General features: G+C 73.2%; 20 protein-coding genes, 2 pseudogenes and 1 riboswitch. Of the genes and pseudogenes, 13 read left to right on the plus strand and 9 right to left on the minus strand.

Going from position 1 to position 21,470, the window contains the following annotated elements; all coding sequences use genetic code 11:
- Nucleotides 1–6: 6 nt before the first annotated feature.
- Nucleotides 7–813, plus strand: coding sequence for a sensor histidine kinase (locus tag HHX41_RS02385; protein ID WP_182904615.1), 807 nt, complete (start codon nucleotides 7–9; stop codon nucleotides 811–813).
- Between the two features lie 56 nt (nucleotides 814–869).
- Here HHX41_RS02385 and HHX41_RS02390 read toward each other — a convergent pair whose 3' ends face one another.
- From HHX41_RS02390 to HHX41_RS02400, 3 genes are all read right to left on the minus strand, one after another.
- The gene (locus HHX41_RS02390) at nucleotides 870–1,157 is read right to left on the minus strand and encodes an Lrp/AsnC family transcriptional regulator (protein WP_169978702.1); all 288 of its coding nucleotides are present in this window, start codon (nucleotides 1,155–1,157) and stop codon (nucleotides 870–872) included.
- Nucleotides 1,158–1,209: 52 nt separating this feature from the next.
- A complete protein-coding gene (locus tag HHX41_RS02395; protein ID WP_310741733.1) occupies nucleotides 1,210–2,931 on the minus strand; it encodes a DEDD exonuclease domain-containing protein in 1,722 nt (573 codons plus the stop codon).
- 78 nt (nucleotides 2,932–3,009) lie between these two features.
- Nucleotides 3,010–3,579 (minus strand): GNAT family N-acetyltransferase, encoded by a 570-nt coding sequence (locus tag HHX41_RS02400; protein ID WP_182904617.1) that lies wholly within the window; start codon nucleotides 3,577–3,579, stop codon nucleotides 3,010–3,012.
- Nucleotides 3,580–3,890: 311 nt separating this feature from the next.
- Here HHX41_RS02400 and HHX41_RS02405 point away from each other — a divergent pair, with 311 nt between their 5' ends.
- From HHX41_RS02405 to HHX41_RS02425, 5 genes are all read left to right on the plus strand, one after another.
- On the plus strand, nucleotides 3,891–5,207 hold the full coding sequence (locus HHX41_RS02405; protein WP_182904618.1) for an NYN domain-containing protein: 1,317 nt from the start codon (nucleotides 3,891–3,893) through the stop codon (nucleotides 5,205–5,207).
- Nucleotides 5,208–5,344: 137 nt separating this feature from the next.
- Complete coding sequence (locus HHX41_RS02410; RefSeq protein WP_169978695.1) at nucleotides 5,345–6,307, plus strand: C40 family peptidase; 963 nt, start codon at nucleotides 5,345–5,347, stop codon at nucleotides 6,305–6,307.
- A gap of 300 nt (nucleotides 6,308–6,607) precedes the next feature.
- A riboswitch (cyclic di-AMP (ydaO/yuaA leader) is annotated at nucleotides 6,608–6,766 on the plus strand.
- A gap of 70 nt (nucleotides 6,767–6,836) precedes the next feature.
- Nucleotides 6,837–7,412, plus strand: a complete 576-nt coding sequence (locus tag HHX41_RS40120; RefSeq protein ID WP_259400558.1) for a C40 family peptidase — start codon at nucleotides 6,837–6,839, stop codon at nucleotides 7,410–7,412.
- 102 nt (nucleotides 7,413–7,514) lie between these two features.
- Entirely contained in the window at nucleotides 7,515–8,432 is a 918-nt protein-coding gene (locus HHX41_RS02420) for a hypothetical protein (RefSeq protein ID WP_182904619.1), read from the plus strand.
- Nucleotides 8,433–8,519: 87 nt separating this feature from the next.
- Nucleotides 8,520–9,629, plus strand: coding sequence for a glycosyltransferase family 4 protein (locus HHX41_RS02425; RefSeq protein WP_182904620.1), 1,110 nt, complete (start codon nucleotides 8,520–8,522; stop codon nucleotides 9,627–9,629).
- Between the two features lie 12 nt (nucleotides 9,630–9,641).
- On the opposite strand, the gene HHX41_RS02430 is transcribed toward HHX41_RS02425, so the two are convergent.
- The 5 genes and pseudogenes from HHX41_RS02430 to HHX41_RS02445 form a co-directional block, all read right to left on the minus strand.
- The gene (locus tag HHX41_RS02430) at nucleotides 9,642–10,913 is read right to left on the minus strand and encodes an Nramp family divalent metal transporter (protein ID WP_182904621.1); all 1,272 of its coding nucleotides are present in this window, start codon (nucleotides 10,911–10,913) and stop codon (nucleotides 9,642–9,644) included.
- A 291-nt stretch (nucleotides 10,914–11,204) separates the two neighbouring features.
- Nucleotides 11,205–11,495 (minus strand): hypothetical protein, encoded by a 291-nt coding sequence (locus HHX41_RS40125; RefSeq protein ID WP_259400559.1) that lies wholly within the window; start codon nucleotides 11,493–11,495, stop codon nucleotides 11,205–11,207.
- Nucleotides 11,496–11,607: 112 nt separating this feature from the next.
- Nucleotides 11,608–11,670, minus strand: a pseudogene (locus tag HHX41_RS42170) (hypothetical protein); the annotation flags it as partial.
- A gap of 252 nt (nucleotides 11,671–11,922) precedes the next feature.
- A pseudogene (locus HHX41_RS02440) lies at nucleotides 11,923–12,755 on the minus strand (SAM-dependent methyltransferase).
- Between the two features lie 275 nt (nucleotides 12,756–13,030).
- The gene (locus HHX41_RS02445) at nucleotides 13,031–14,818 is read right to left on the minus strand and encodes a long-chain fatty acid--CoA ligase (protein ID WP_182904622.1); all 1,788 of its coding nucleotides are present in this window, start codon (nucleotides 14,816–14,818) and stop codon (nucleotides 13,031–13,033) included.
- A gap of 237 nt (nucleotides 14,819–15,055) precedes the next feature.
- Here HHX41_RS02445 and HHX41_RS02450 point away from each other — a divergent pair, with 237 nt between their 5' ends.
- The 7 genes from HHX41_RS02450 (at nucleotide 15,056) to HHX41_RS02480 (ending at nucleotide 20,942) form a co-directional block, all read left to right on the plus strand.
- The gene (locus HHX41_RS02450) at nucleotides 15,056–15,823 is read left to right on the plus strand and encodes a metallophosphoesterase (RefSeq protein WP_169978685.1); all 768 of its coding nucleotides are present in this window, start codon (nucleotides 15,056–15,058) and stop codon (nucleotides 15,821–15,823) included.
- A gap of 14 nt (nucleotides 15,824–15,837) precedes the next feature.
- Entirely contained in the window at nucleotides 15,838–16,275 is a 438-nt protein-coding gene (locus HHX41_RS02455; RefSeq protein WP_182904623.1) for an SRPBCC family protein, read from the plus strand.
- Nucleotides 16,272–17,432 (plus strand): ArsA family ATPase, encoded by a 1,161-nt coding sequence (locus tag HHX41_RS02460; RefSeq protein WP_182904624.1) that lies wholly within the window; start codon nucleotides 16,272–16,274, stop codon nucleotides 17,430–17,432. The genes HHX41_RS02455 and HHX41_RS02460 overlap by 4 nt, the downstream gene beginning before the upstream one ends.
- Nucleotides 17,429–17,863, plus strand: coding sequence for a DUF5304 family protein (locus HHX41_RS02465; protein WP_182904625.1), 435 nt, complete (start codon nucleotides 17,429–17,431; stop codon nucleotides 17,861–17,863). Before HHX41_RS02460 ends, HHX41_RS02465 begins: the two co-directional genes overlap by 4 nt.
- A gap of 109 nt (nucleotides 17,864–17,972) precedes the next feature.
- The gene (locus HHX41_RS02470; RefSeq protein WP_169978677.1) at nucleotides 17,973–18,914 is read left to right on the plus strand and encodes an ROK family glucokinase; all 942 of its coding nucleotides are present in this window, start codon (nucleotides 17,973–17,975) and stop codon (nucleotides 18,912–18,914) included.
- 4 nt (nucleotides 18,915–18,918) lie between these two features.
- Complete coding sequence (locus HHX41_RS02475) at nucleotides 18,919–19,659, plus strand: endonuclease/exonuclease/phosphatase family protein (RefSeq protein ID WP_169978675.1); 741 nt, start codon at nucleotides 18,919–18,921, stop codon at nucleotides 19,657–19,659.
- An 83-nt stretch (nucleotides 19,660–19,742) separates the two neighbouring features.
- Complete coding sequence (locus HHX41_RS02480) at nucleotides 19,743–20,942, plus strand: hypothetical protein (RefSeq protein WP_182904626.1); 1,200 nt, start codon at nucleotides 19,743–19,745, stop codon at nucleotides 20,940–20,942.
- A gap of 13 nt (nucleotides 20,943–20,955) precedes the next feature.
- Here the strand turns inward: HHX41_RS02480 and HHX41_RS02485 are convergent, their stop codons facing one another.
- The gene (locus HHX41_RS02485) at nucleotides 20,956–21,465 is read right to left on the minus strand and encodes a hypothetical protein (protein ID WP_182904627.1); all 510 of its coding nucleotides are present in this window, start codon (nucleotides 21,463–21,465) and stop codon (nucleotides 20,956–20,958) included.
- Between the last annotated feature and the right edge of the window lie 5 nt (nucleotides 21,466–21,470).

A 21,470-nucleotide genomic window follows, 5' to 3' on the forward strand; every position in this document is an offset into this window, starting at 1 on the left:
CCCGCCATGATGCGCCTGTCCGCCCTCCGCGTCATCCACCGCTGGGCCGCGTTCGCCCGTGCCGGGATGGCCCTGTTCGCCGCCGGTTCCCGCGGCGCGCCCCACACCGGTTCCCGCCCTGGCGCGGTCTTTCCGGGACCGGACCGTGGCAGGGGTGGCCGGCCGTTCCCGGCGGCGGGCGGGGCGGGCATGCGCCCCGGGCGTGCCGGTAGCGGCGACGAGGAGGACGACGTCGTCGTCCGGGAGCGCCTGCGGATCGCCTCCGAGTTGCACGACCTGGTGGCGCACGACCTGAGCGTGATGACGCTCGGCGTGGGAGCGGGCCGCGTGATCATGGACAAGGACCCGGAACGCGCGCGGCAGACCTTCCGCGAGGCCGAGGAGTCGGGCCGGCGGGTCCTGTCCGATCTGCGCCGGATGATGGGCCTGCTGCGCATGGACGGGCAGCGGCGCGGCCCCCAGCCGGGCCTGGGGGACCTGGCGGGTCTGCTCGACGACTTCCGCGCGAGCGGGCTCGCCGTCTCACTCAAGGAGGCCGGCATCCGGGGGAGCGGCCCCACTCTGGAGCTGTCGGCCTACCGCATCGTGGAGGAGGCACTGGGCAACGCCCTGTGGTACGGCACGGCCCGTACGGCGACCGTCACGCTGCGGTGGCTGCCCGCCGTCCTGGAGGTCGTCGTCCACGACGACGGGATGCCCCGCGACCGGCTCATCAGCACCTGGGAGCGGGCGGCGTTGTTCGGCGGCTCGGTCGCCGCGCACCCGTTCCCCGGCGGGTTCGAGGTCCGCGTCCGGCTGCTGCGCCCGGCCTGATCGCCGCGCCCGCCCGGCCGGCGCCGCCCCGCGCGGTCTTCCCGCGCCGGGCCGGATCAGTCCGCGTCGGCGAGGCCGATGGAGAAGGCCGCCTCCAGGTCGTGGCGGGAGTAGGTGCGGAAGGCGATGTGCGTCTCGGTGTGGCGCACGCCGGCCACCTTGTTGACGCGGCCGGGCACGACCTCGGCCACCTCCTCGTACCGGCCGACCCTGACCATGGCCAGCAGGTCGAACTCTCCGGTGATCGAGTACACCTCGCTGACGCCGGCGATCTCGGCGATGGCCTCGGCGACCTCGGGGATCCGGTCGACATCCGCCTTGATGTGGACGATCGCGGTGACCATGCGCGTCTCTCCTGCTGTTCCCGGCTTCGGCTTGTCGCCCCAGAGACTAGCGTCACCGCAGCGGCCGTCCCTCACGGCGGTCGCTCCGCTGGTGCCGGTAGGCGCGCTCGATGCGCTCGATCAGCCGCCCCGCGCCGTACGCGGGAAGGCTCCAGGCGCCGTCGACCTGGACGAGGCGCACGCCGGGGGAGTCGAGCCAGCGCAGCACGCACTCGGTCTCCTCGGCGCTCGCGGCCGGCGTCGGGCCGGGACCGGGGACGACCGTTTCCGCGGTGGAGACCAGCGCGTCCACGTAGGGCGTGGGATGAGCCCCCCTGGGCATCACCCCGGCCGCGGTCAGCCTGCCGTACCGGATGACGTGGATGTCCCAGCCGCCGTCGAAGGCGGGGCTGGCCGCGACCATCTGCGGGATGCCCGTGAGGGAGCGCAGGCGCTGCATGCGCGCGGCGGTCCTGACGTAGGCCGCGAGCCGGTCGCGGTCGACGGCCGCCTCCTCGTATCGCTGCTCGGCCGAAAGGCGCCGCATGCGCGCCTCCATGGCGGAGAAGACCGCCTCGGCGCCCTGCTCCATGGCGTGCCGGGCGCGGCGCACGTGCCGGGCGTAGCCCTCCTCGCTCTCGCGGCCCTCGCAGGGCGCGCCGCAGCGGCCGATCTCGGCGAGCGCGCAGGCGGGCCGCCGCACGCGGGCCGAGATCCGTTCGGTGCACTGCCGCAGCGGCAGCGCCTCGTGCATGGCCGTCCGCGCGTCGTCGGCCGTGCGGCTGCTGCCGAACGGGCCGAGGTAGGCCGCCCCGTCGTCGCGCACCTCCCGCACCACGCTGAGCCGCGGGAACGGTTCGTCGGTCAGCTTGAGCCAGACCGCCCGCTCCGGGAAGCGGGACCGCCGGTTGTAGCGGGGCTTGGTCGCTCCGATCATCCGCAGCTCGCGGATCTCCGCCTCCAGCGCGGTGGCGCAGACGATCGTCCTGACCCGCTCGGCGATGCCGACCATCTCGCGGATGCGCGAGCGGGTCTCGCTCGCGGTGAAGTAGCTGCGCACGCGGTTGCGCAGGTTGGAGCTCTTCCCGATGTAGAGCGCCTCGCCCCTGGCGTCCTCGAACACGTAGACGCCCGGCGCGCCGGGCACCCCGTCGGCGAGGTGGCGCTTGCGCTGCTGCTCCGGGGTGGGGGCGCGCACGAAACCGCGCAGGTCCTCCAGCGTGTGCACGCCGAGCGAGCCGACCCGCGCGATGAGGCCGTGCAGCACGTCGACCGTGGCCCTCGCGTCGGCCAGCGCCCGGTGGCAGGGCTCGGTGGAGCTGCGGAAGAGCCGGGCGAGGGTGGCGAGCTTGCAGTTGGGGGTCTCGTCGCGGGTCAGCACCCGGCGCGCGAGGTCGGCCGTGTCCACCACCGGATTGGCCGGGGGCGGATAGCCGTTGGCCTGGCACGCCGCCTTCAGGAACGACATGTCGAACGGCGCGTTGTGCGCCACCAGGGCCGTCCCGGCGACGAACTCCAGGAAGCTCGGCAGCACCTCGGAGAACTTCGGCGCGGCCACGACCATGGCGTCGGTGATGCCGGTCAGCACGGAGATGAACGGCGGGATCGGGCCGCCGGGGTCGACCAGCGTGGCGAACTCGCCGATCACCTCGCCGCCGCGCACCTTCACCGCGCCGATCTCGGTGATGGCGTGTTCCGCGGACGAGCCGCCGGTGGTCTCCAGGTCGAAGACGACGAACGTCACCTCCCGCAGGGGAGTGCCGAGCTCGTCCAGCGTGCCCTGTACCGCATCCACGCCCAAGACCATAGAGACGCCGACCGACAATTGCCGTACCGGCCCCATGCGACGGTAAAGGAAGGGCCAGGTGAGGAGCTACGCGGAGGCCGCCGCGGCGTGCCATTCGCGGGCCAGCATCGCGTAGATCAGCTCGTCGCTCCACGCGCCGGCGAAGAACTCGTTCTCCACCAGGTGGGCCTCCTTGCGCATGCCGAGCCGCTCCATTAGGCGGGCGGAGGCGGTGTTGCGCGCGTCGCAGTTGCCGTGGACGCGGTGCAGCCCGAAACCCTCGAACCCGATGCGCAGGATCTCGCGGGCCGCCTCGGTGGCCAGCCCGCGGCCCTGGTACGCCGGATTGAAGACGAAGCCGATCTCGCCCTGGCGGTGCTCCCGGCTGCGCAGGAACAGCGTGAGATCGCCGATCACCGGCCCTCCGCCGACCAGCGCCGCGGCCACGCTGAGCACGTCGCCGTCCTCCCTGAGCGACACGCAGCCGATCTTCCGGCCGAGGGCGGCCTTCGTCTCCTCCCGCGTACGGGCGTCCCAGTACAGGTATCTGGTCACCTCCGGCAGGGAGTGGAAGGCGTGCAGGTCGTCGAGGTCGGCCTCGGTGAAGGGGCGCAGGACCAGCCGGGGGGTCGTGATCGGGTATGGCGGGGTGAACACGCCGCCAAGCGTACGGACGTGCGCCGGGCGCCCGCCAACGGGTTGTCCCGCACCCGCCGCAGGCCCGGTGACAGATCATGAACGCGGCATGGACACGGTGCGACGGCCGTACCCTTGGAAGAGACAAGAACAAGGGAGTGTCTCGCAGATCTTGCCGTGTGAGGGCGGCCCGGTGGGCGCGCCGCGAGGCTCACGTCTCGCGGCACGGGCATCGGGGACGTTCTCGCATTCGGGGGCGACAGCACCGCGAGGCGCCGCGGGGCGACCGCAGTGGGCAGAAGATCTGTAGGACACGGCCGAGGAGCGACGAGATGAGTTCAGCCGGAGAAGGCCTGTCTCGTCCGTTGCCCGAGCAGGTCCGTTTACACGTGGTGGAGGTCGCGGCGCAGGTGCTGGGCTCGATGCCCGCCGCCGCCGTGCCGCCGCCGTTGCGCAACATCGCCAAGTTCGACCCCCGCAAGCGCGCCCGTCTGGGCAGCGCGCCGATCGCGGCCCAGCTGGAGAACGACAAGGAGTTCCGCGAGCGGGTGGCCGAGACGCTGGAGGCGGCCTGGCCCGAGCTGGTGGCGAGCCTGGCCGAGGGCACGGTGCCCCCCGCGGCCGAGCCGGTACTGGTCGCGGCGGCGGCCTACCTGACCCGTCCGCCCGGCTGGCCGGACCTGGTCGAGCAGGCGCGGGCCGACCTGGAGCAGGCCGCCGCGGCGGGCAGCCAGCGGGAGCAGGCGGAGACGCGGCTGCGCGAGCAGCTCGCGGCGCAGCGTGCCTCCGCCAAGGAGGAGATCGACCGGGTCCGCGAGCAGCTCAAGGCGGCCCGCGCGGAGAACTCCGACCTGCGGCGCAAGCTGCACGAGGCCCGTGAGCGGGTCAGGGCCGCCGAGGCCAGGACGGCCGAGCTGGAGGCGGAGACGGCCGAGGCGCGGGCCAGGACCGCGAGCGCCAACGGCGCGGCCGAGACCGAGCTGCGCCGGCTCAGGGAGCGTCTGGCGGACGCCGAGCGCCAGCTGGAGGCCAGCCGCAGGGCCGCCCGCGAGGGCCGCAGCATCGAGGACGCCAGGGTGCGGGTGCTGCTGGACGCGCTGCAGGACGCCGCCGCGGGGCTGCGCAAGGAGCTCGGCCTGCCCACGACGATCAGCAGGCCGGCCGACTACGTGACCGCCGTCGTGCCGGGCGAACCGGGCGTGACGGCCGTGCCCGCGCGGGCGCTGGCCAACGACGACCCCCAGCTGCTCGACCAGCTCCTGGCCATCCCCCACCTGCATCTGATCGTCGACGGCTACAACGTGACCAAGACCGGCTATCCCTCGCTGACCCTCGCCGACCAGCGGGCCCGGCTGCTCACCGGGCTCGGCGGGCTCGCCGTCCAGACGCGGGCGGAGGTGACGTGCGTCTTCGACGGCGCCGAGCTGAACGGGCCCGTCCAGGTGTCCGCGCCCCGCGGGGTCCGGGTGATGTTCAGCGCGCCCGGGGAGATCGCCGACGACCTCATCCGCACGCTGGTGCGGGCGGAGCCGCCGGGGCGGGCGATCGCGGTCGTCTCCTCCGACCGGGAGGTGGCCGAGTCGGTGCGCCGCATGGGCGCGCGCCCGGTGCCCTCGCTCCTGTTGCTACGGCGGCTCGGCCGGGGCTGAGCCGCCGTACGCACGCTCCGGACCCGCGTCGTCGCCCTGGGTCATGACCACCGCGAATACCTGCGACTAGGTTGAAGCTTCAAGATCGCCTAGATAGAGTCGCGCGCAGGTTTCGTAGATCTAAAAAGGGGGCCTCAGTGCGAGGGCGTGTGCCGGTGGCCGCCGGTCTGGCCGCCGTGGTCCTGCTGACGCCGGTGACGGGCGCGCAGGCGGATCCGAAGCCCACAGTCGCGCAGGCCAAGGCGAAGCTGAACAAGCTGAACGAGCAGGCCGACAAGCTCGTGGACCGCTATAACGCGGCCAACGAGAAGTGGAAGAAGGCGAGGCAGAAGTACCTCGCCATCAACGAGGACTACAAGAAGCAGAACGTCCGGGTGGAGGAGCTCCGCGCCGGGCTGGTCACGATGGCCGTCAACAGCTACCAGGTCGGCGACATGGGGTCGTGGGGCGGCGTCTTCTACAGCTCGAACCCCGACTCCATGCTCAGCGGCCTGGCCACGCTCAACCACATCTCGGCCGAGCGTGCGGGGCGGCTTCGCGAGTACGAGGGCGCCATCCAGGGCCTCAAGGACCGCCGTGACCAGAGCAAGACGCTCTACAAGGAGGCCGCCGACGTCAGGAGCGAGCTCGCCGACGAGAAGGAGAAGGTCGACAAGCTCGTCAGGGAGCAGATGAAGCTGCTGCGCTCGCTCGGGACGTACAACCCCGGCAATCCGAACAGCGCAGGCGTCGTCTACACCGGACCGGCGTCGGGCAACGCGCTGTCGGCCCTCCAGTTCGCCTACAAGCAGGTCGGCAAGCCGTACCGCTACGGGGGGACCGGGCCGGACTCCTGGGACTGCTCGGGCCTCGTGCAGGCCGCCTGGTCGGCGGCGGGGGTGACCCTGCCCCGGACGAGCTACGAGCAGTGGGCCTGGGGCGCGAGCCGCAGGGTCTCCCTGGACGAGCTCCAGCCGGGCGATCTGCTCTGGCACGCCGGTTACGGGCACGTCGGCATCTACGCCGGCGACGGCAAGGTCGTCCACGCTCCACAGACCGGGGACGTTGTGAAGATTGTCACACTCGCCGAGTATCACGCCATCGGTGCTGTCCGTCCCTGAAGTCTCGCTCGGCTCTGTGATGGTTGTGCCTCATGTGGCCGGATCGGGCCCTGTGACAGGACTGTGAGCAGAGTCACATTTAGTCATCCGTGCTGCGGGTAAGCTGCGGTTTCTTCTTCTCGGCCTTCGTTATCCGATCTTTATCCGGCGCGAGGGCTTTGCCGAACGCGCCGGGTCCTGGGTAGCTTCTGGGCCGCGGCGGGCACGCCTCGCCGCCGCGAACCGGTCCGGCCGGCCGGTAGCGCAACCATCCACCGTCATCGGCGCCTCCAACACCCTCCCCCTCGCGGGATCCCCGGCGCCGATGGCCTGCCGAGTCCGTGCAGTCAGGAGGCACGGAGCCGGGGAACCATCGACCTTCACGCGAAGGTCCGGGGTGAATCGGCGCATCGCGCGCCGTAGGGCGACTTCCCCGCCCGAACCCGTCAGCTAACCCGGTAGGCGTTTGCGGAAGAGCCGAGGAGAGATCCTGTCTACCACCCCCGCTAGCCTGTCCCGTATTGCCCGAATTGCCCTGGGAGGTGCCGCTTTGACGGCATCCGTAGGGGTCGCCGGTGCGCATCCGGCGGCGGCCGACACGGTGACGGTCACGGTCGTCAAGACAGCCCCCGAGACGAAGACGGCCACGAAGACGGCCACGGCGACCGGTGCGAACACCGCCGCCCGCGAGGCCGCGGCGAAGAAGCAGGCGACCAAGAAGAAGTCCGCCGCCAAGCGGAAGGTCAGCAGGACCGCGCTCCAGCGGGCCAAGGCCCGGCGCGCGGTGCAGATGGCCAGGAAGCAGATCGGCGACCCCTACCGCTACGGGGCCACGGGACCGGGCGCGTTCGACTGCTCGGGCCTGGTCCAGTACGCCTGGCGCAAGGCGGGCGTACGGCTGCCGCGCACGACGTGGTCCATCCGGGGCACGGTCAGGAAGAAGGTGTCCTGGGGGCACTTCGAGCCCGGTGACCTGATCTTCACCAGCGGCGGCGGCCACGTCGGCATGTACGTCGGGCACGGCAAGATGGTCCACGCTCCGCACAGCGGCACGCGGGTGCGGATCGACAAGCTGGACGCCTACCGGAGGAGCACCTTCGTGGGTGCCGTCCGTCCGGGCGTCTGAGGGCGCCGGTCACCAGCCCCCTCGACCGGCGCCGTCCTCGCGGCCCCGTCCACCTCGCCGAGGTGGACGGGGCCGTGGCATGTGCTGGTTACCATGCACGGCGTGACTGTCACGAGCGGCGTGCCCGTAGTCGTGCCGGGCGGGCGCGCCGAGGCCGGTCGGCGCCGGCCCGGCGATCCGTCCCACGGGGCCGTCCGTCCCCGCCGTGTCGCGGCCGTGGCCGTCGCGCTGGCCGCGCTGCTGGCCGGACCGGGGGCCGCGGCTGCGCCCGATCCGCTGCTCGCCCTGCGGCTCGATGCCCGCGCCGCCGTGCGGGAGCATCCGGGCATGTGGACCGGCGCCTCCGTCGCCCGCGGCGCGCGCGCGGTCGTCGTCGGGTCGCCCCGGCCGCTGGTCGCCGAGATCGCCGCGCTGGCCGATCGTGCGGGCCGTACGGTGACGAGGATCTGGGGCGGGTACGGCGGCGCGGTGGTCCTCGTGCCCCGCGGCGCGGAACAGACCGCCGTGCTGGCCGCGCCCGCGAAGGTGGACGGCCTGGCGGCCGTCGCCACCGGCGGCCGGGTGATCGTGCAGCCGGCCGCGTTCGCCCGCCTGTCCGCGACGGGCCGCCTGGTCGTCGTGACCCACGAGCTGACGCACGTCGCGACCGCCGGTCCCCGCGCCGTCCCGAAGTGGCTCATGGAGGGCTTCGCCGACTACGTGGGCTACCTGGACAGCGGGCTGCCGGTCCGCACGGTGGCCGCCGAGCTGGCCGCCGACGTGGCCGCCGGCAGACCGGCGCTGCGGGAGCTGCCGGGGCCCGGCGACTTCGCCGCCAGGCCCGCCCAGGCGTACGAGGAGGCGTGGCTGGCCTGCCGCTACATCGCCGCACGGTTCGGCGAGCGGAGGCTGGTCGCCCTCTACCGCGCCGCGCGGCGAGAGGAGATCGGCGCCGCCCTGCGGGAGGTGCTCGGGCTGACCGCCGGCCGCCTGACCCTCGAATGGCGGGCGTACGCGCGCGGGCAGCTCGCCCGGTCCTGATCGGCGTACGGCGGCGGTACGGCGGCGGCTGCGACAATGCCTTCTCGGGCGGCGCGGGCGGACCGCGCGGCCACGCCGGGGGGTGAGATGACGAAGCGGACGCTGATCGTCACGAACGACTTCCCGCCCAGACCGGGCGGCATCCAGGCGTTCGTGCACGGCCTCGCCTCGCGCCGGCCGCCCGGCTCGGTGGTCGTGTACGCCCCGCGCTGGAAGGGATGCGAGGACTTCGACGCCCGCCAGCCGTACGAGGTCGTCCGTCACCCCTCCTCGCTGATGCTGCCGACGCGCTCGGTGGCGAGAAGGGCGGCGGCGCTGGTCGAGGACGGCGCCACCGTCGTGTTCGGCGCGGCGGCGCCGCTGGGGCTGCTCGCCCCCGCTCTGCGCGCCGCGGGCGCGGGCCGGATCGTCATGCTCACCCACGGGCACGAGGCGTCCTGGGCCCGGCTGCCCGGCGCGCGCGCCCTGCTGCGCCGTATCGGTGCGGGGGCCGACGTCGTGACCTACCTCGGCGAGTACACCCGGCGCCGGATCGTCCGGGCCGTCCCCCTCTCCCGGCTCGTACGGCTCGCGCCGGGCGTGGACACCGCGGCCTTCCGTCCCGGGGCGGGCGGCGACCGGATCCGGGCCTCGCTCGGCCTCGGCGACCGGCCGGTGGTCGTGTGCGTCTCGCGGCTGGTGCCGCGCAAGGGCCAGGACGTGCTGCTGCGGGCCTGGCCGCTCGTCCTGCGGCGGGTCCCCGGCGCGGTCCTGCTGCTGGTCGGCGGCGGCCCCTTGCGGCGGTCGCTGGAGCGGAGCGCCGCCCGGGCCGGCCTGCGCGGCTCGGTGGTCGTCACCGGGTCCGTCCCCTGGGCGTCCCTGCCGGCCTACTACGACGCGGGCGACGTGTTCGCCATGCCCTGCCGCAGCAGGTTCGGGGGCCTGGACGTCGAGGGCCTCGGCATCGTCTATCTGGAGGCGTCGGCCACCGGGCTGCCGGTGGTCGCCGGGTCCTCCGGAGGCGCCCCCGACGCCGTACGGCACGGCGAGACGGGCCTGGTGGTCGACGGCGTCTCGCACACGGCGGTGGCCCGCGCGCTGTGCGACCTGCTGGCCGACCCGGCCCGCGCCCGCGCGATGGGCGAGCGGGGCCGGGCCTGGATCGAGGAGGAGTGGCGCTGGGACCTCGTCGCGGCCCGGTTCGCCGCACTGCTGTGACGGGAGGCCGGCTCAGCCGGTGAACACCTCCACGAGCAGGAAGGCGTTCAGCGCGCTGATCACGGCGGCGACGGCGACGCCGGCGACGGTGGTGAGGCGGCGGTTGACGAGGTCGCCCATCAGCTTCCTGCTGCTGGTGAACGCCACGAGCGGGACCAGGGCGAAGGGAATGCCGAAGGACAGCGCGACCTGGCTCAGGACGAGCGCCCGCGTGGGGTCCACCCCGGAGGCCAGGACGGCCATGGCCGGAAGGATCGTGACCAGGCGCCGCGCCAGGAGCGGCACGCGGCGGCGCAGGAACCCCGCCATGATGATCTGCCCGGCGTAGGTGCCCACGCTGGAGGAGGCCAGGCCCGAGGCGAGCAGGGCGAGCGCGAACGCGACGGCGGCCCCGGGCCCGAGCACCTGCCCGAGACCGGCGTGGATGGCCTGCAGGCTCCCTGGATCGCCGCCGCCGAAGGTGGCGGCGGCCACGGTCAGCATCGCCATGTTCACCAGCCCGGCGGCGCCGAGGGCCACGCCGATGTCCATCCGGCTGGCCCGCACCGCCTCCCTGCGCGCGTTCTCCCCGGGCCCGCCCGGCACGCTCTGGTGCTGGGTGAGGGCCGAGTGCAGGTAGACGACGTGGGGCATGACCGTCGCCCCGATGATCCCGGTGGCCGGCAGCAGGCTGTCCGGCCCGGCGAGGCGGGGCACGAAGCCGCCCGCCACACCCGCGAGGGACCCCGACAGCAGCACCTGGTAGGCGAAGCCGGCCAGGACCACGGCGAGCAGCGCCGCGACGGTCGCCTCGAACCGGCGGCGTCCGCGCGGCGCGAGCATGAGCAGGATCGACGAGACGACGGCCGTGATGGCGGCGGCGGGCAGCAGCGGCACGCCGAACAGCAGGTTCAGCGCGATCGCCCCGCCGATGAACTCGGCCAGGTCGGTGGCGGCGGCGACCAGCTCGGCCTGCACCCACAGCGGCAGGCTCACCCGCCGCGGCAGGTGGTCGCGGCACAGTTCGGGGAGGTTGCGGCCGGTGGCGATGCCGAGCTTGGCCGACAGCGCCTGTACGAACATGGCCAGCACGTTCGCGACGGCGATCACCCACAGCAGCATGGTGCCGTACTGCGCGCCGCCCGCCATGTTGGTCGCGAAGTTGCCGGGATCGACGTACGCCACGGAGACGACGAACGCGGGGCCGCACAGGCCGGCCAGCCGCGCGAGGCGGCCCGGTGCCGCCCGCCCGGCGGCGGGAACGGTGGGCGCACGCCCGTCGGAGGGGCGGCGGGAGTCGAGCACGAAAGCCTCACAGGACAGAGGTCTGGACGGGCGGCCGTCCCGGGCCCGGTGCGGCGCGGCTCGTGCCGGGCGGCCTCGTGGCCGGGCGGCAGCGGGCGCCGGGACGCGGTACGGCACCCGCGCGCAGCGGCGCGGGGGCCGAGGAGTGCGTGGGTGGTGAAAGGGGCGGACGCGCCCCGGCGGCCCGCCGTCACGTTCGCGGCGAACGGCGGGCCCGGTCCGCCCGGGGTGCCGCGGGTGCCGGTGGCGCTGCCGGCCGCCGCCTTCGCGCGCGGGCTCGGCGGGGCCCGGTCAGGTGAGTTTGTCCTTGAGCTTGCCGACGGGGCCCACCTCGGTGCCGAGGGCGGGGCCCTTCGGCTCGCCCATGCTGCCGTCGTAGGTGTCGTACAGCTTGGGGTCGGGCGGCGGTGCCATGGCGGGACCCCCGAGCGGCTCCGGATTGAGGAGATAGGCGAACTGGTGGCGGCCGTCCGGCTGCGGCCCGCTCGCCCAGCCGCCCGCCTGGGCCTCGGTGCCGTCGGAGAGGTCCCAGATCGTCTCCGCGTGCTCGGCGTGCTCCTCGTCGAACAGGGCGTCGGGCACGACGACGTCCTCCAGGCCGTCCGCCCTGAGTTCCTCGATCGCCTTGAGCCACAGGTTTGGTCACCGTCATCTCGCCGTAGGCGCCGCCGACGAGCTCCTGGAGCTTGCGCGCGTATACCGGGTCGGGCTTTTCGGGCTTGGCCTCGAACTGGACCCGACGGGTGTGCCGGAACATATGACTCCTCGCGTAGGACAACCACAGGGAGCCGCAGGCCTCACGCGGGCTAAGGGCGCGACCCCACTGGTGCGTGTGGTGGGGGGTCACGCATAAATCCCAACACGTGGCGCAACGGGAACCACAGGAGCGACACCTAACGAAGGACCCAATGGTTGGACAGGCGGGCGCGGTCGAGTCTCACTCCCCGGCACCGCCGGGAGCGGACCCTTCGCCGGGTGTCGCCCCGGTGGCCGGTTCGCGGCCGGCCGGTCAGGATTTGCGGCCGACGCCGCCGGCGACGCAGATGCCGCCGAGGTCGAGGGGATGGCGCACGGGTTCCTCGGGACGCCACTCGGGCACGTGCACGACGCCGGGCTCGATCAGGTCGAGGCCGTCGAAGAACCGCACGATCTCGGGCATGTCCCGGGCCCTGCCGGTGCCGAGCATCTGCAGCAGCACGGCCTCCAGCTCGCGCATCTCCGGCGCGCAGGAGCAGAAGTGGGTGAGCTGCATGTAGCTGCCCGGAGCCAGGCGTGCCTTGTAGGCGTCCACGAGGCCGTTCGGGTCCTCCGCGTCGGCGAGATGGTGCACCACGGCCACCAGCAGCAGGCCGACGGGACGGGAGAGGTCGAGGAAGCCCTCGACGTCGGGGTGGTTGAGGATCACCTCGGGTTCGCGCATGTCCGCGGTGATCACGCGGGTGCGCTCGTCGGTCTGGAGGATCGCCCGCGCGTGGGCCAGCACGATGGGGTCGTTGTCGACGTAGACGACCTTCGCGGCGGGGTCGATCCGCTGCGCGACCGAGTGGGTGTTGTCCATCGTGGGCAGGCCAGAGCCGATGTCGAGGAACTGGTCGATGCCCTGCTCGGCCATGTACTTCACGCCGCGGAACAGCATGGCGCGGTTGTTGCGGCCCCCTCGCCGCGGTCGGGGAAGTGCCGCATGCCCTCCATGGCGACCGCGCGGTCCACCGCGAAGTTGTCCTTGCCGCCCAGGAACGCGTCGTACACCCGCGCGATGCTGGGCTTGGTCGTGTCGACAGCCGGGGGGAGATAGTCGGGATCGCGGTGCGTCCAGTTCCAGCCGCCGACCCTGTCACCCATCGCCCGTCCCTCTCCAGTCGTCGATCATGGATGCGACTGGAGCATAACCAAGCGGACCGCAACATTGCGATGTAGGTGTGATACTTTTCGGCGTCCGGCGCCGTACGTCATGGAGGGCCGGGCGTCACGACCTCCGGAAAATCCTGCATGTCGCGCCTTCCCGGCTGTTCCGAATGTCCGAAAGTTTCGGCACCTCCCGTTGCCGTTTCGGACAACGGGAGGTGCCGTGATCGCCCGTGGACGTGTCGTGCGCGACGCCGGGGCCATCCCCGAGGTCAGCCGCCGTACAGCTCGTCGATCTGCTTGGCGAAGTCGCGCATGACGAGGTTGCGCTTGACCTTCAGCGACGGCGTGAGGTGACCGCTCTCCTCGGTGAGGTCGGTGTCGAGGATCACGAACTTCTTGATCTGCTCGGCCTTGGACACCATGCGGTTGGCGTCGTCAACGGCCTTCTGCACCTCGGCCAGGATCTCCGGGTCGGACGGCGCGACCTCGGTCTTGCCGTTGTCCTGCTTCCACTGGTCCATCGCCTCGGGGTCGAGAGTCACCAGCGCGCCGATGAACGGCCTGTCGTCGCCGACCACCATCACCTGGCTGACCAGGCGGTGCGCGCGGATGGCGTCCTCGAGCGGCGCCGGTGCGACGTTCTTGCCGCCGGCGGTGACGAGGATCTCCTTCTTGCGGCCGGTGATGCGCAGGTAGCCGTCGTCGTCGAGGCTGCCGACGTCCCCGGTGTGGAACCAGCCCTCGGGGTCGACGACCTCCTTGGTCGCGCGCTCGTTGTTCCAGTAGCCGTCGAAGACGTGCCGGCCCTTCACGAGGATCTCGCCGTCGTCGGCGATGCGGATGCTCACGCCGGGGAACGGCTTGCCGACCGTGCCGATCTTGTTGGCGCCCGGGATGTTGACGGTCGAGGGCGCGCTGGTCTCGGTCAGCCCCCAGCCCTCGAACACCTCGATGCCCACGCCCCGGAAGAAGTGGCCGAGCCGCTCGCCGAGTGCCGAGCCGCCGGAGACCGCCGCCGTCAGCGCGCCGCCGGTGGCCGCCCGCAGCTTGCCGTACACGAGCTTGTCGAAGGCCGCGTGCTTGAGACGGGCGCCGAGACCGGCCCCGCCGGAGCTCTCGGCCCTGCTCCACTCGATCGCGGCCCGGACGGCCGCGTGGAAGATCTTGCCCTTGCCCTCCGCGCTGGCCTTCTGCTCGGCGGCGTTGTAGACCTTCTCGAAGACCCGGGGCACGCCCAGCAGGAAGGTGGGCCGGAAGTCCCGCAGGTCGGGCGCCACGTTCTTCATGTTCGGGCTGTGCGCCAGCACCGTCTTCGTCTCGATCAGGACGACCTGGATGAGCCGGGCGAAGCTGTGCGCCAGCGGGAGGAAGAGCAGCGCGGCCCGGCCCTCGACGTCGAACAGCGACTCCAGCGGCCCGACGGAGACGTTGCGCGCGGTGAACAGCAGGTTGTCGTGGGTGAGGCGGCAGCCCTTCGGCATGCCGGTCGTGCCGGAGGTGTAGATGATCGTGGCGAGGTCGCGGCCGCCGCGGCTCGCCCTGCGCTCGGCCAGCGTGTCGTTGCCCACCTCGGCGCCGAGCCGCTCCAGCTCGGCGAACCCGCCGTCGTCGATCCCCCACAGCAGCGGCAGATCGGGCGCGGCCTCGCGCACGGTCTCCTCGTGCGTGGCCGTCTCCACGATCGCGGCCTTGGCGCCGCTGTCGGTCAGGATCCACTTCACCTGGTCGGCGGAGGACGTCTCGTAGATCGGCACCCCGACCGCGCCCGCGGCCCAGATGGCGTAGTCGGCGACCGTCCACTCGTAGCGGGTGCGCGACATCAGCCCGACCCGGTCGCCGGGTTCGATCCCGGCGGCGATCAGCCCCTTGGCGAGGGCCGCCACCTGGTCCCTGAACTGCGCGGCCGTGACCGGTGTCCACGGTGCGCCCGGATCCTCACCCTCCTTGCGGCGGATGACGACGGTGTCCGGCTCGTCCACGCCGCGCTGGAACACCACGTCGGTGCAGTTCGCGGATGGAGGCACGTCCACCAGTACGGGAACGCTGAACTCGCGCACGGGTCACTCCTTCGCGCACGGCCGCGCGGTCTCCGGAGCGCCGTGCCGGGACCGCGTTGCGGGCATCACTCTTCGTGTCTCACTGGACGCTACCGCGCATAGTTACGCACCGGTAGATCCGTCACCCAGGCGTTATCCAGGGACAAATCGACGCTATCAGTGTCCCCCGGGCGGCGGGGGCGACACCTTTCCGTGACCCAAGCGGGTGCTAGGTAAAGCGGCCGTTACGATGTGCGCATGCGCATCCACGTGGTCAGCGACGTCCACGGCCGGGCCGACGCGCTCGCCCGCGCGGGCGACGGGGCCGACGCCCTGATCTGCCTCGGCGACCTGCTTCTCTTCATCGACTACGCCGACCACTCGCAGGGCATCTTCCCCGAACTGTTCGGCGCGGAGAAGGCGAGCGAGTTGGTGGGCCTGCGCGCGGCGGGCCGCTTCGGCGAGGCGAGGGAGCTGTCGGCCGGACTGTGGGCCACTCTCGACGGCGACCCCCGCGACGTCATCGAGGCGGCGGTCCGGCGCCAGTACGAGCAGATCTTCTCCGCGATGCCGACGCCCGCCTACCTCACGTACGGCAACGTGGACATGCCGCGCCTGTGGGCGGACCACCTGCGGCCCGGGCAGCGGGTCCTGGACGGCGAGGTGGTGGAGATCGGCGGGCTCACCTTCGGGTTCGTCGGCGGCGGCCTGCGCACGCGCTACCGCACGCCGTACGAGATCGACGACGAGGAGTACGCGCGCAAGGTCGAGGCGGTCGGCGAGGTGGACGTGTTGTGCTGCCACATCCCGCCCGCCATCCCCGACCTGCTGTACGACGTGGTGGCCCGGCGGTTCGAGCGGGGGAGCGAGGCCACGCTGGAGGCGATCAGGAGGACGCAGCCCCGATTCGCGCTGTTCGGCCACGTTCACCAGCCGCTGGTCAGCCGGACCCGTGTGGGGCGCACGGAGTGCGTCAACGTCGGCCACTTCCGCGGCCGTGGCACGCCTTTCGCCCTGGAATGGTGAAGTACGGTTGGCGCATGGCTGATCGCACTTCGTCGAGCATCACGATCGGCGCCGGCCGGTCGACAATCATGGCCGTCATCGCCGACTTCCCGGCCTATCCGGAGTGGGCCGGCCAGGTGAAGAAGGCCGAGGTCCTGGAGACGGACGCGGACGGCCGCGCCATCCGGGTCCGGTTCGTCCTCGACGCCGGAGTGATCAGCGACGAGTACGTCCTCGGGTACGACTGGGACGACGACGCGGGCGTGAGCTGGCGGATGGTCGACGCCGGGCGGATGCTCTCCGGCCTGACCGGCAGCTACCGCCTGACCGAGGACGGCGGCGGCACGGAGGTCACCTACGACCTCGCCGTGGACCTGAAGGTCCCGATGATCGGCATGATCAAGCGCAAGGCCGAGAAGGTCATCGTCGACACGGCGCTGAAGGGGCTCAAGCGGCGCGTCGAGGGCCGATGAGGGTCCTCCTCTTCACGGGGAAGGGCGGGGTCGGCAAGACCACGGCGGCCGCCGCGACGGCCACGCTCGCCGCCGGGCGCGGCAACAAGACGCTGGTCGTGTCCACCGACACCGCGCACTCGCTCGCCGACGCGCTCGGCGTGCCGCCCTCGGCCGAGCCGGTCGAGGCCGCCCCCGGCCTGCACCTGCAGCAGGTGGACACCCAGAAGTCGCTGGAGCGGCACTGGGGCGAGTTACGCGACTACGCCGGGAACGTGCTGGCGGAGCTCGGCCTCGACGAGGTCACCTCCGAGGAGATCACCGTCCTGCCGGGCGCCGAGGAGATCCTCGCCCTGCTCGAACTGCGCGAGCAGGCCCGCACCGGCCGCTGGGACGTGATCGTCGTCGACTGCGCCCCGACCGCGGAGACCCTGCGCCTGCTCGCCCTGCCGGAGGCGCTCGACTGGCATGTCAACCGTCTGCTCCCCGTGGGCAGGCGGGTGCTGAGGGCGCTGTCGCCGGTCATCCGGCACGTCGCCAAGGTGAGCGTGCCCGAGGGCGAGGTCGTCTCGGCGGGGGAGCGGCTGCACCGGGGGCTGCTGGAGGTGCGCGCGCTGCTCACCGGCGACGACGCGTCCGTGCGGCTCGTGCTGACCCCCGAGGCCGTGGTCGTCGCCGAGGCCCGCCGTACGCTCACCTCGCTCAGCCTGTACGGCTACCGCGTCGACGCGGTGATCGCCAACCGGGTCTTCCCCGCGGAGGGCGCCGACGAGTGGCGGCTGGGCTGGGTGGAGGCCCAGGCCAGGCAGCTCGCCACGGTGCACGAGTCGTTCGCGCCGCTGCCCGTCCTCACCGCCCCCTATCTTCCGGCGGAGCCGGTCGGGACCACCGCCCTCGCGGACCTCGCCGCGCGGATGTACGGAGACCGGGATCCCTTCGCCCGCCCGGACGCGGAACCGCCGCTGAGGTTCACCGCCGACGAGCTGACGCTGTCCCTGCCGCTCGCCGACCGCGACGACCTCGACCTCGCCCGCAAGGGGGACGACATCATCGTCACCGCTGGGCCCTACCGGCGGGTCATCGCCCTGCCCGCCGCCCTCGCCCGGCGCCAGATCTCCTCGGCCGCGCTCCGGGACGGCCGGCTCCGGGTACGGTTCGAGGCAGGAGGGGCGATATGACGGATTCCAACGACACCAACCCCCGCAGCCAGGACCCGCTCGGGTCGGCGGCGGAAGAGGCGATGAAGCTGCTGGACGCCGTCCAGCGGCGGATGGGCCGCGAGTTCGGCAAGGGGCTGGTGAAGGGCGGAGTGAGCGGCTTCGGGGGCGCCTTCGGCGGCGCCGGCACGGGTGGCCGGGGCGACGACGTGTGGAGCGAGGCCGTCTCCGACGACCACGACGAGTACGTCTGCCGGGCCTGCCCGGTGTGCCGGGTCATCGCCGCGCGCCGCGAGGCCGGCGGTGACGTCACCGGCCATCTGGTCGCGGCGGGCGGAGAGCTCTTCGCGGCCTTCCGGCAGGCGGTCGACGCCCTGCAGCGCCCCTCGTCACGCCCGGCGGGGGAGCGGCGGCCCGGCGACTCCACGGTGGAGCACATCGACCTGGGATGACGAGCCGGTTGCGCGCGAGTGTCGGTGGGATTGCCACAACCCGGCTTGATCGGCTTCAATCGGCGCGGCGTTGCTCGTGTGTGAGCGGTTCGGGCGGAAGGAAGACAGCATGGCGCTGACCATCGGCGTGGACGTGGGCGGTACCAAGATCGCGTATGGGGTCGTCGGGGACGACGGCGCCATCATCGAGCGCGGCCTGCGGCACAGCCCGGCGGGCAGCCCCGAGAAGATGGCGCTCACGATCGCCGACGCGGTGACCGAGCTCGCCGCGCGGCACGAGGTCGAGGCGGTCGGCATCGGCGCGGCGGGCTTCGTCGACGAGACCCGATCGGTCATCCGCTTCGCGCCCAACCTCGCCTGGCGCGAGGAGCCGCTGCGCGAGAAGGTGGGCGAGCTGGTCGGTCTGCCGGTCGTCGTCGAGAACGACGCCAACGCCATGGCCTGGGGCGAGTACCGCTTCGGCGCGGGCCGGGGCGAGAGCCACGTGGTGTGCGTCACCGTGGGCACGGGCATCGGCGGCGGCATCGTGCTGGGCGGCGAGCTCTACCGCGGGCGGTGGGGGATGGGCGCCGAGCTCGGCCACATGCAGGCGGTGCCCGGCGGCCGGGCCTGCGGCTGCGGCAACAGCGGCTGCTGGGAGCGGTACGCCAGCGGCAGCTCGCTGCTGATGGAGGCCAAGGACAACGCGCAGGCCGACCCCGAGGGGGCTGAGCACCTGCTGCGGCTCGGCGGCTCGGTCGAGGGCATCCAGGGCGAGCACGTGACCGAGGCGGCGCGCCTGGGCGACCGGGCGGCGCTGGCCGCCTTCGAATCGCTCGCCGGGTGGCTCGCCCAGGGCCTGGCCGACATGGCCGCGGTCCTCGACCCCGGATGCTTCATCATCGGCGGCGGCGTCTCCGGCGCGGCGGACCTGTTCGCCGACCGGGTGCGCGAGGAGTTCGCCGCGCGGCTGACCGGCCGCGGCCACCGCCCGCTCGCCGAGATCAGGGTGGCAGAGATGGGCCCGTCGGCCGGGCTGGTCGGAGCCGGCGACCTCGCCCGGCTCCGCTGACGGCGTGCTGCGGGTCGCGACCTACAACGTCCGGGGGCTCAGGGACGACCGCGGGGCGCTGGTCCGGGTGATCCGCGCTCTGCGGCCCGACGTGCTGTGCCTGCAGGAGGCGCCGCGCCTGCCGGGCTGGCGGCGGCAGCGGCGGGCGCTGGCCCGCGCCGCCGGCCTGTCCGTGGCCGCCGGAGGCCGGGTGGGCGGGACCGCCGTCCTCACCGCCCCGGCCGTACGGCTCCTGCGTGGGCGCGGGCACCGCCTGCGCTGGTTCGCCGGGCTCGAATGGCGCTCCGTCGCGCTCGCCGTGGTGGAGAAGGACCGTGAGAGGTATGCCGTGTGCTCGGCCCACCTCGACCTCGCGGCGGGGGCGCGCCTGAGCCACGCGGCCCAGATCGTGCCGCTCCTGGAGCGCGCCGCCCGGGAGTTCGGGGCCGCGCCGGTGCTCGCCGGCGACCTCAACGAAACTCCCGAGGCCCCCGTCTGGCGCCTTCTCGGCGGCCGCTACACCGACTGCTTCACCGCCGCGCGGGGCCCCGCGCCCCTCAGCGCGGCGGGCGGAGACGACGGCCGGGCCGGTGCCACATTTCCGGCCCGTGATCCCCGCGTGCGGATCGACGCGATCTTCGCGGGCCCGGGCCTGACCGTCGTGTCGTACGGCGGCGCGGACGCCCCGCCCGGCGACCTGGCCGCCGCGAGCGACCACCGGCCGGTCGTCGCCGAGCTCGTGCCCACGCCGCGCGCAGGGGCCTGACGCCGGGGGCGTGTCCCTGCCGGCGGTGATCGGATTCGCCGCCTGTGTGACGGGGAGTGCCCGGTCACCCGTACGATCGTTTCATGACCCGCCGCCTCATACGGCGTGCGGTGCCGTTGTGTGTGCTGTCCGCCGGCCTGGTGGCCGGGCTCCTCCCGCGCGCCACACCGGTCGCGCACGCGTACACAGGGATCGTCCGCGCAGAGGCGGAGCGTGGCCTGTCGGGGGACGAGCTCGCCCGGGACGCCGGCTCCTCCACCGGACGGCTCCAGGCCGACGGTTCCCTCTCCGACGTCGCCGGCCTGTCGGCCAAGGACATCTGGGCCGTGGGCCAGCAGAACGCCTGGGACTTCTGGCGCAACCAGGGCGTCATCACCCACTGGGACGGCTCATCCTGGAGCGAGGTGCCGATCCGGGGCGACGCCACCGGCGCCGGGCACCTGCGATCGGTCGCCGCCGCCTCCGCGACCGAGATCTGGACCGTCGGCGACGGCCACGACGGCCTGCCGTACGTGGCGAAGGGCACACGCGACGGGTTCGACCGCGTCGGCGTGCCGCAACTGCGCACGGGGGACTGGCTCGGCGGGGTCGCCGCCTCCTCCGGCCGGGTGGTCGCGGTCGGCAGCCGGGACGGCAAGGCGCTCCTGCTGAGCAGCGGCGGCGCCGCCAAGGGCGCGACCTGGAAGACCGTCCAGGGCCCCGAGGGCGCGATGTACGGCGTGGCGCTCGCGGGGCGGTCGGACGGCTGGGCGGTGGGCGACTCCGGCTCAGGGCCCCTGGCCATGCACCTGACCGGCGCCGGGTGGAAACAGGCCGGCCTGCCGAAGATCAGGGGCGGCTTCCTGCGGGACGTGTACGCGGACGGCCGCAAGCACGCCGTCGCGGTCGGGGGCGTCTACCAGAGCGACGGCGACATCTCCCCGCTGGTCCTCGTATGGGACGGCAGGCACTGGAAGCGGGTGACGCCGCCGGTGCGGCGCGCCGAGTTGTACGGCGTCACCGGCGACGGCGACGGCGTGTTCTGGATCTCCGGATACGACCCGGGGCATGAGGCGGAGGGCTTCCTGCTGCGGTACGACGGATCGCGCTGGACCACGCTGCGCGGCCAGGAGCCGGCCGAGGACCGCAGGGTGCGGCTGCAGGCGGTCGCGCACGTCGACGACCTCACCATGGCGGTCGGCCACACGCTGGACGGCAAGGGCCGCTACACCGACCTCGTGGAGCGGTTCGGCCCGTCTCCCGCCGAGGACGCCGCGGTGAAGGCGGCTCCGGCGGCCGATTGAGGACGCGCCGGCGTCAGACGACCGCGCCGTCGTCCCACCCGGAGTCGGCGGGCGGGCCGTCGCCCATGCGTACGACGAGGATCACGAACCCCGCGATGAACGCCGACACCGCGGCGAACACGATCCACCCGTCCATGGGCCAGTGCAGCAGCGCGGCCAGGAGCAGGTAGGCGGGGCCGCCGAACAGCGCCAGCCAGGAGAGCCGGCTCAGCGCGTCCCCCGGAGGAAGAGGCGGAGGGGGCGGCGGGACGTAGTGGTCGTCGTCGCCGGCGGGAGCGGGAGCCTGGTCCTCGCCCTCGCCCGGCTCGTCGCCGGCGCCCGTGTCGTCGGGACCTGTGTCGTGGGGACCTGGGCCGCCGGGGAACCTGTCGCCGGGGGTGCCGTCGGCGGTGCCCGCGCCGGTCTCCTCGGTGACGTTCTCTCGGTCAGGCCATGGCTGTTCGGCCGAGGAGTCCTCGGCTGTCTCGTTGAACGAGGCGACGATCTGGCGCCAGACCTCGTCCTCGTCACTTTGCGGCGTCACGTCGA

Source organism: Microbispora sp. H13382, assembly GCF_014161445.1.
Taxonomy (GTDB): domain Bacteria; phylum Actinomycetota; class Actinomycetes; order Streptosporangiales; family Streptosporangiaceae; genus Microbispora.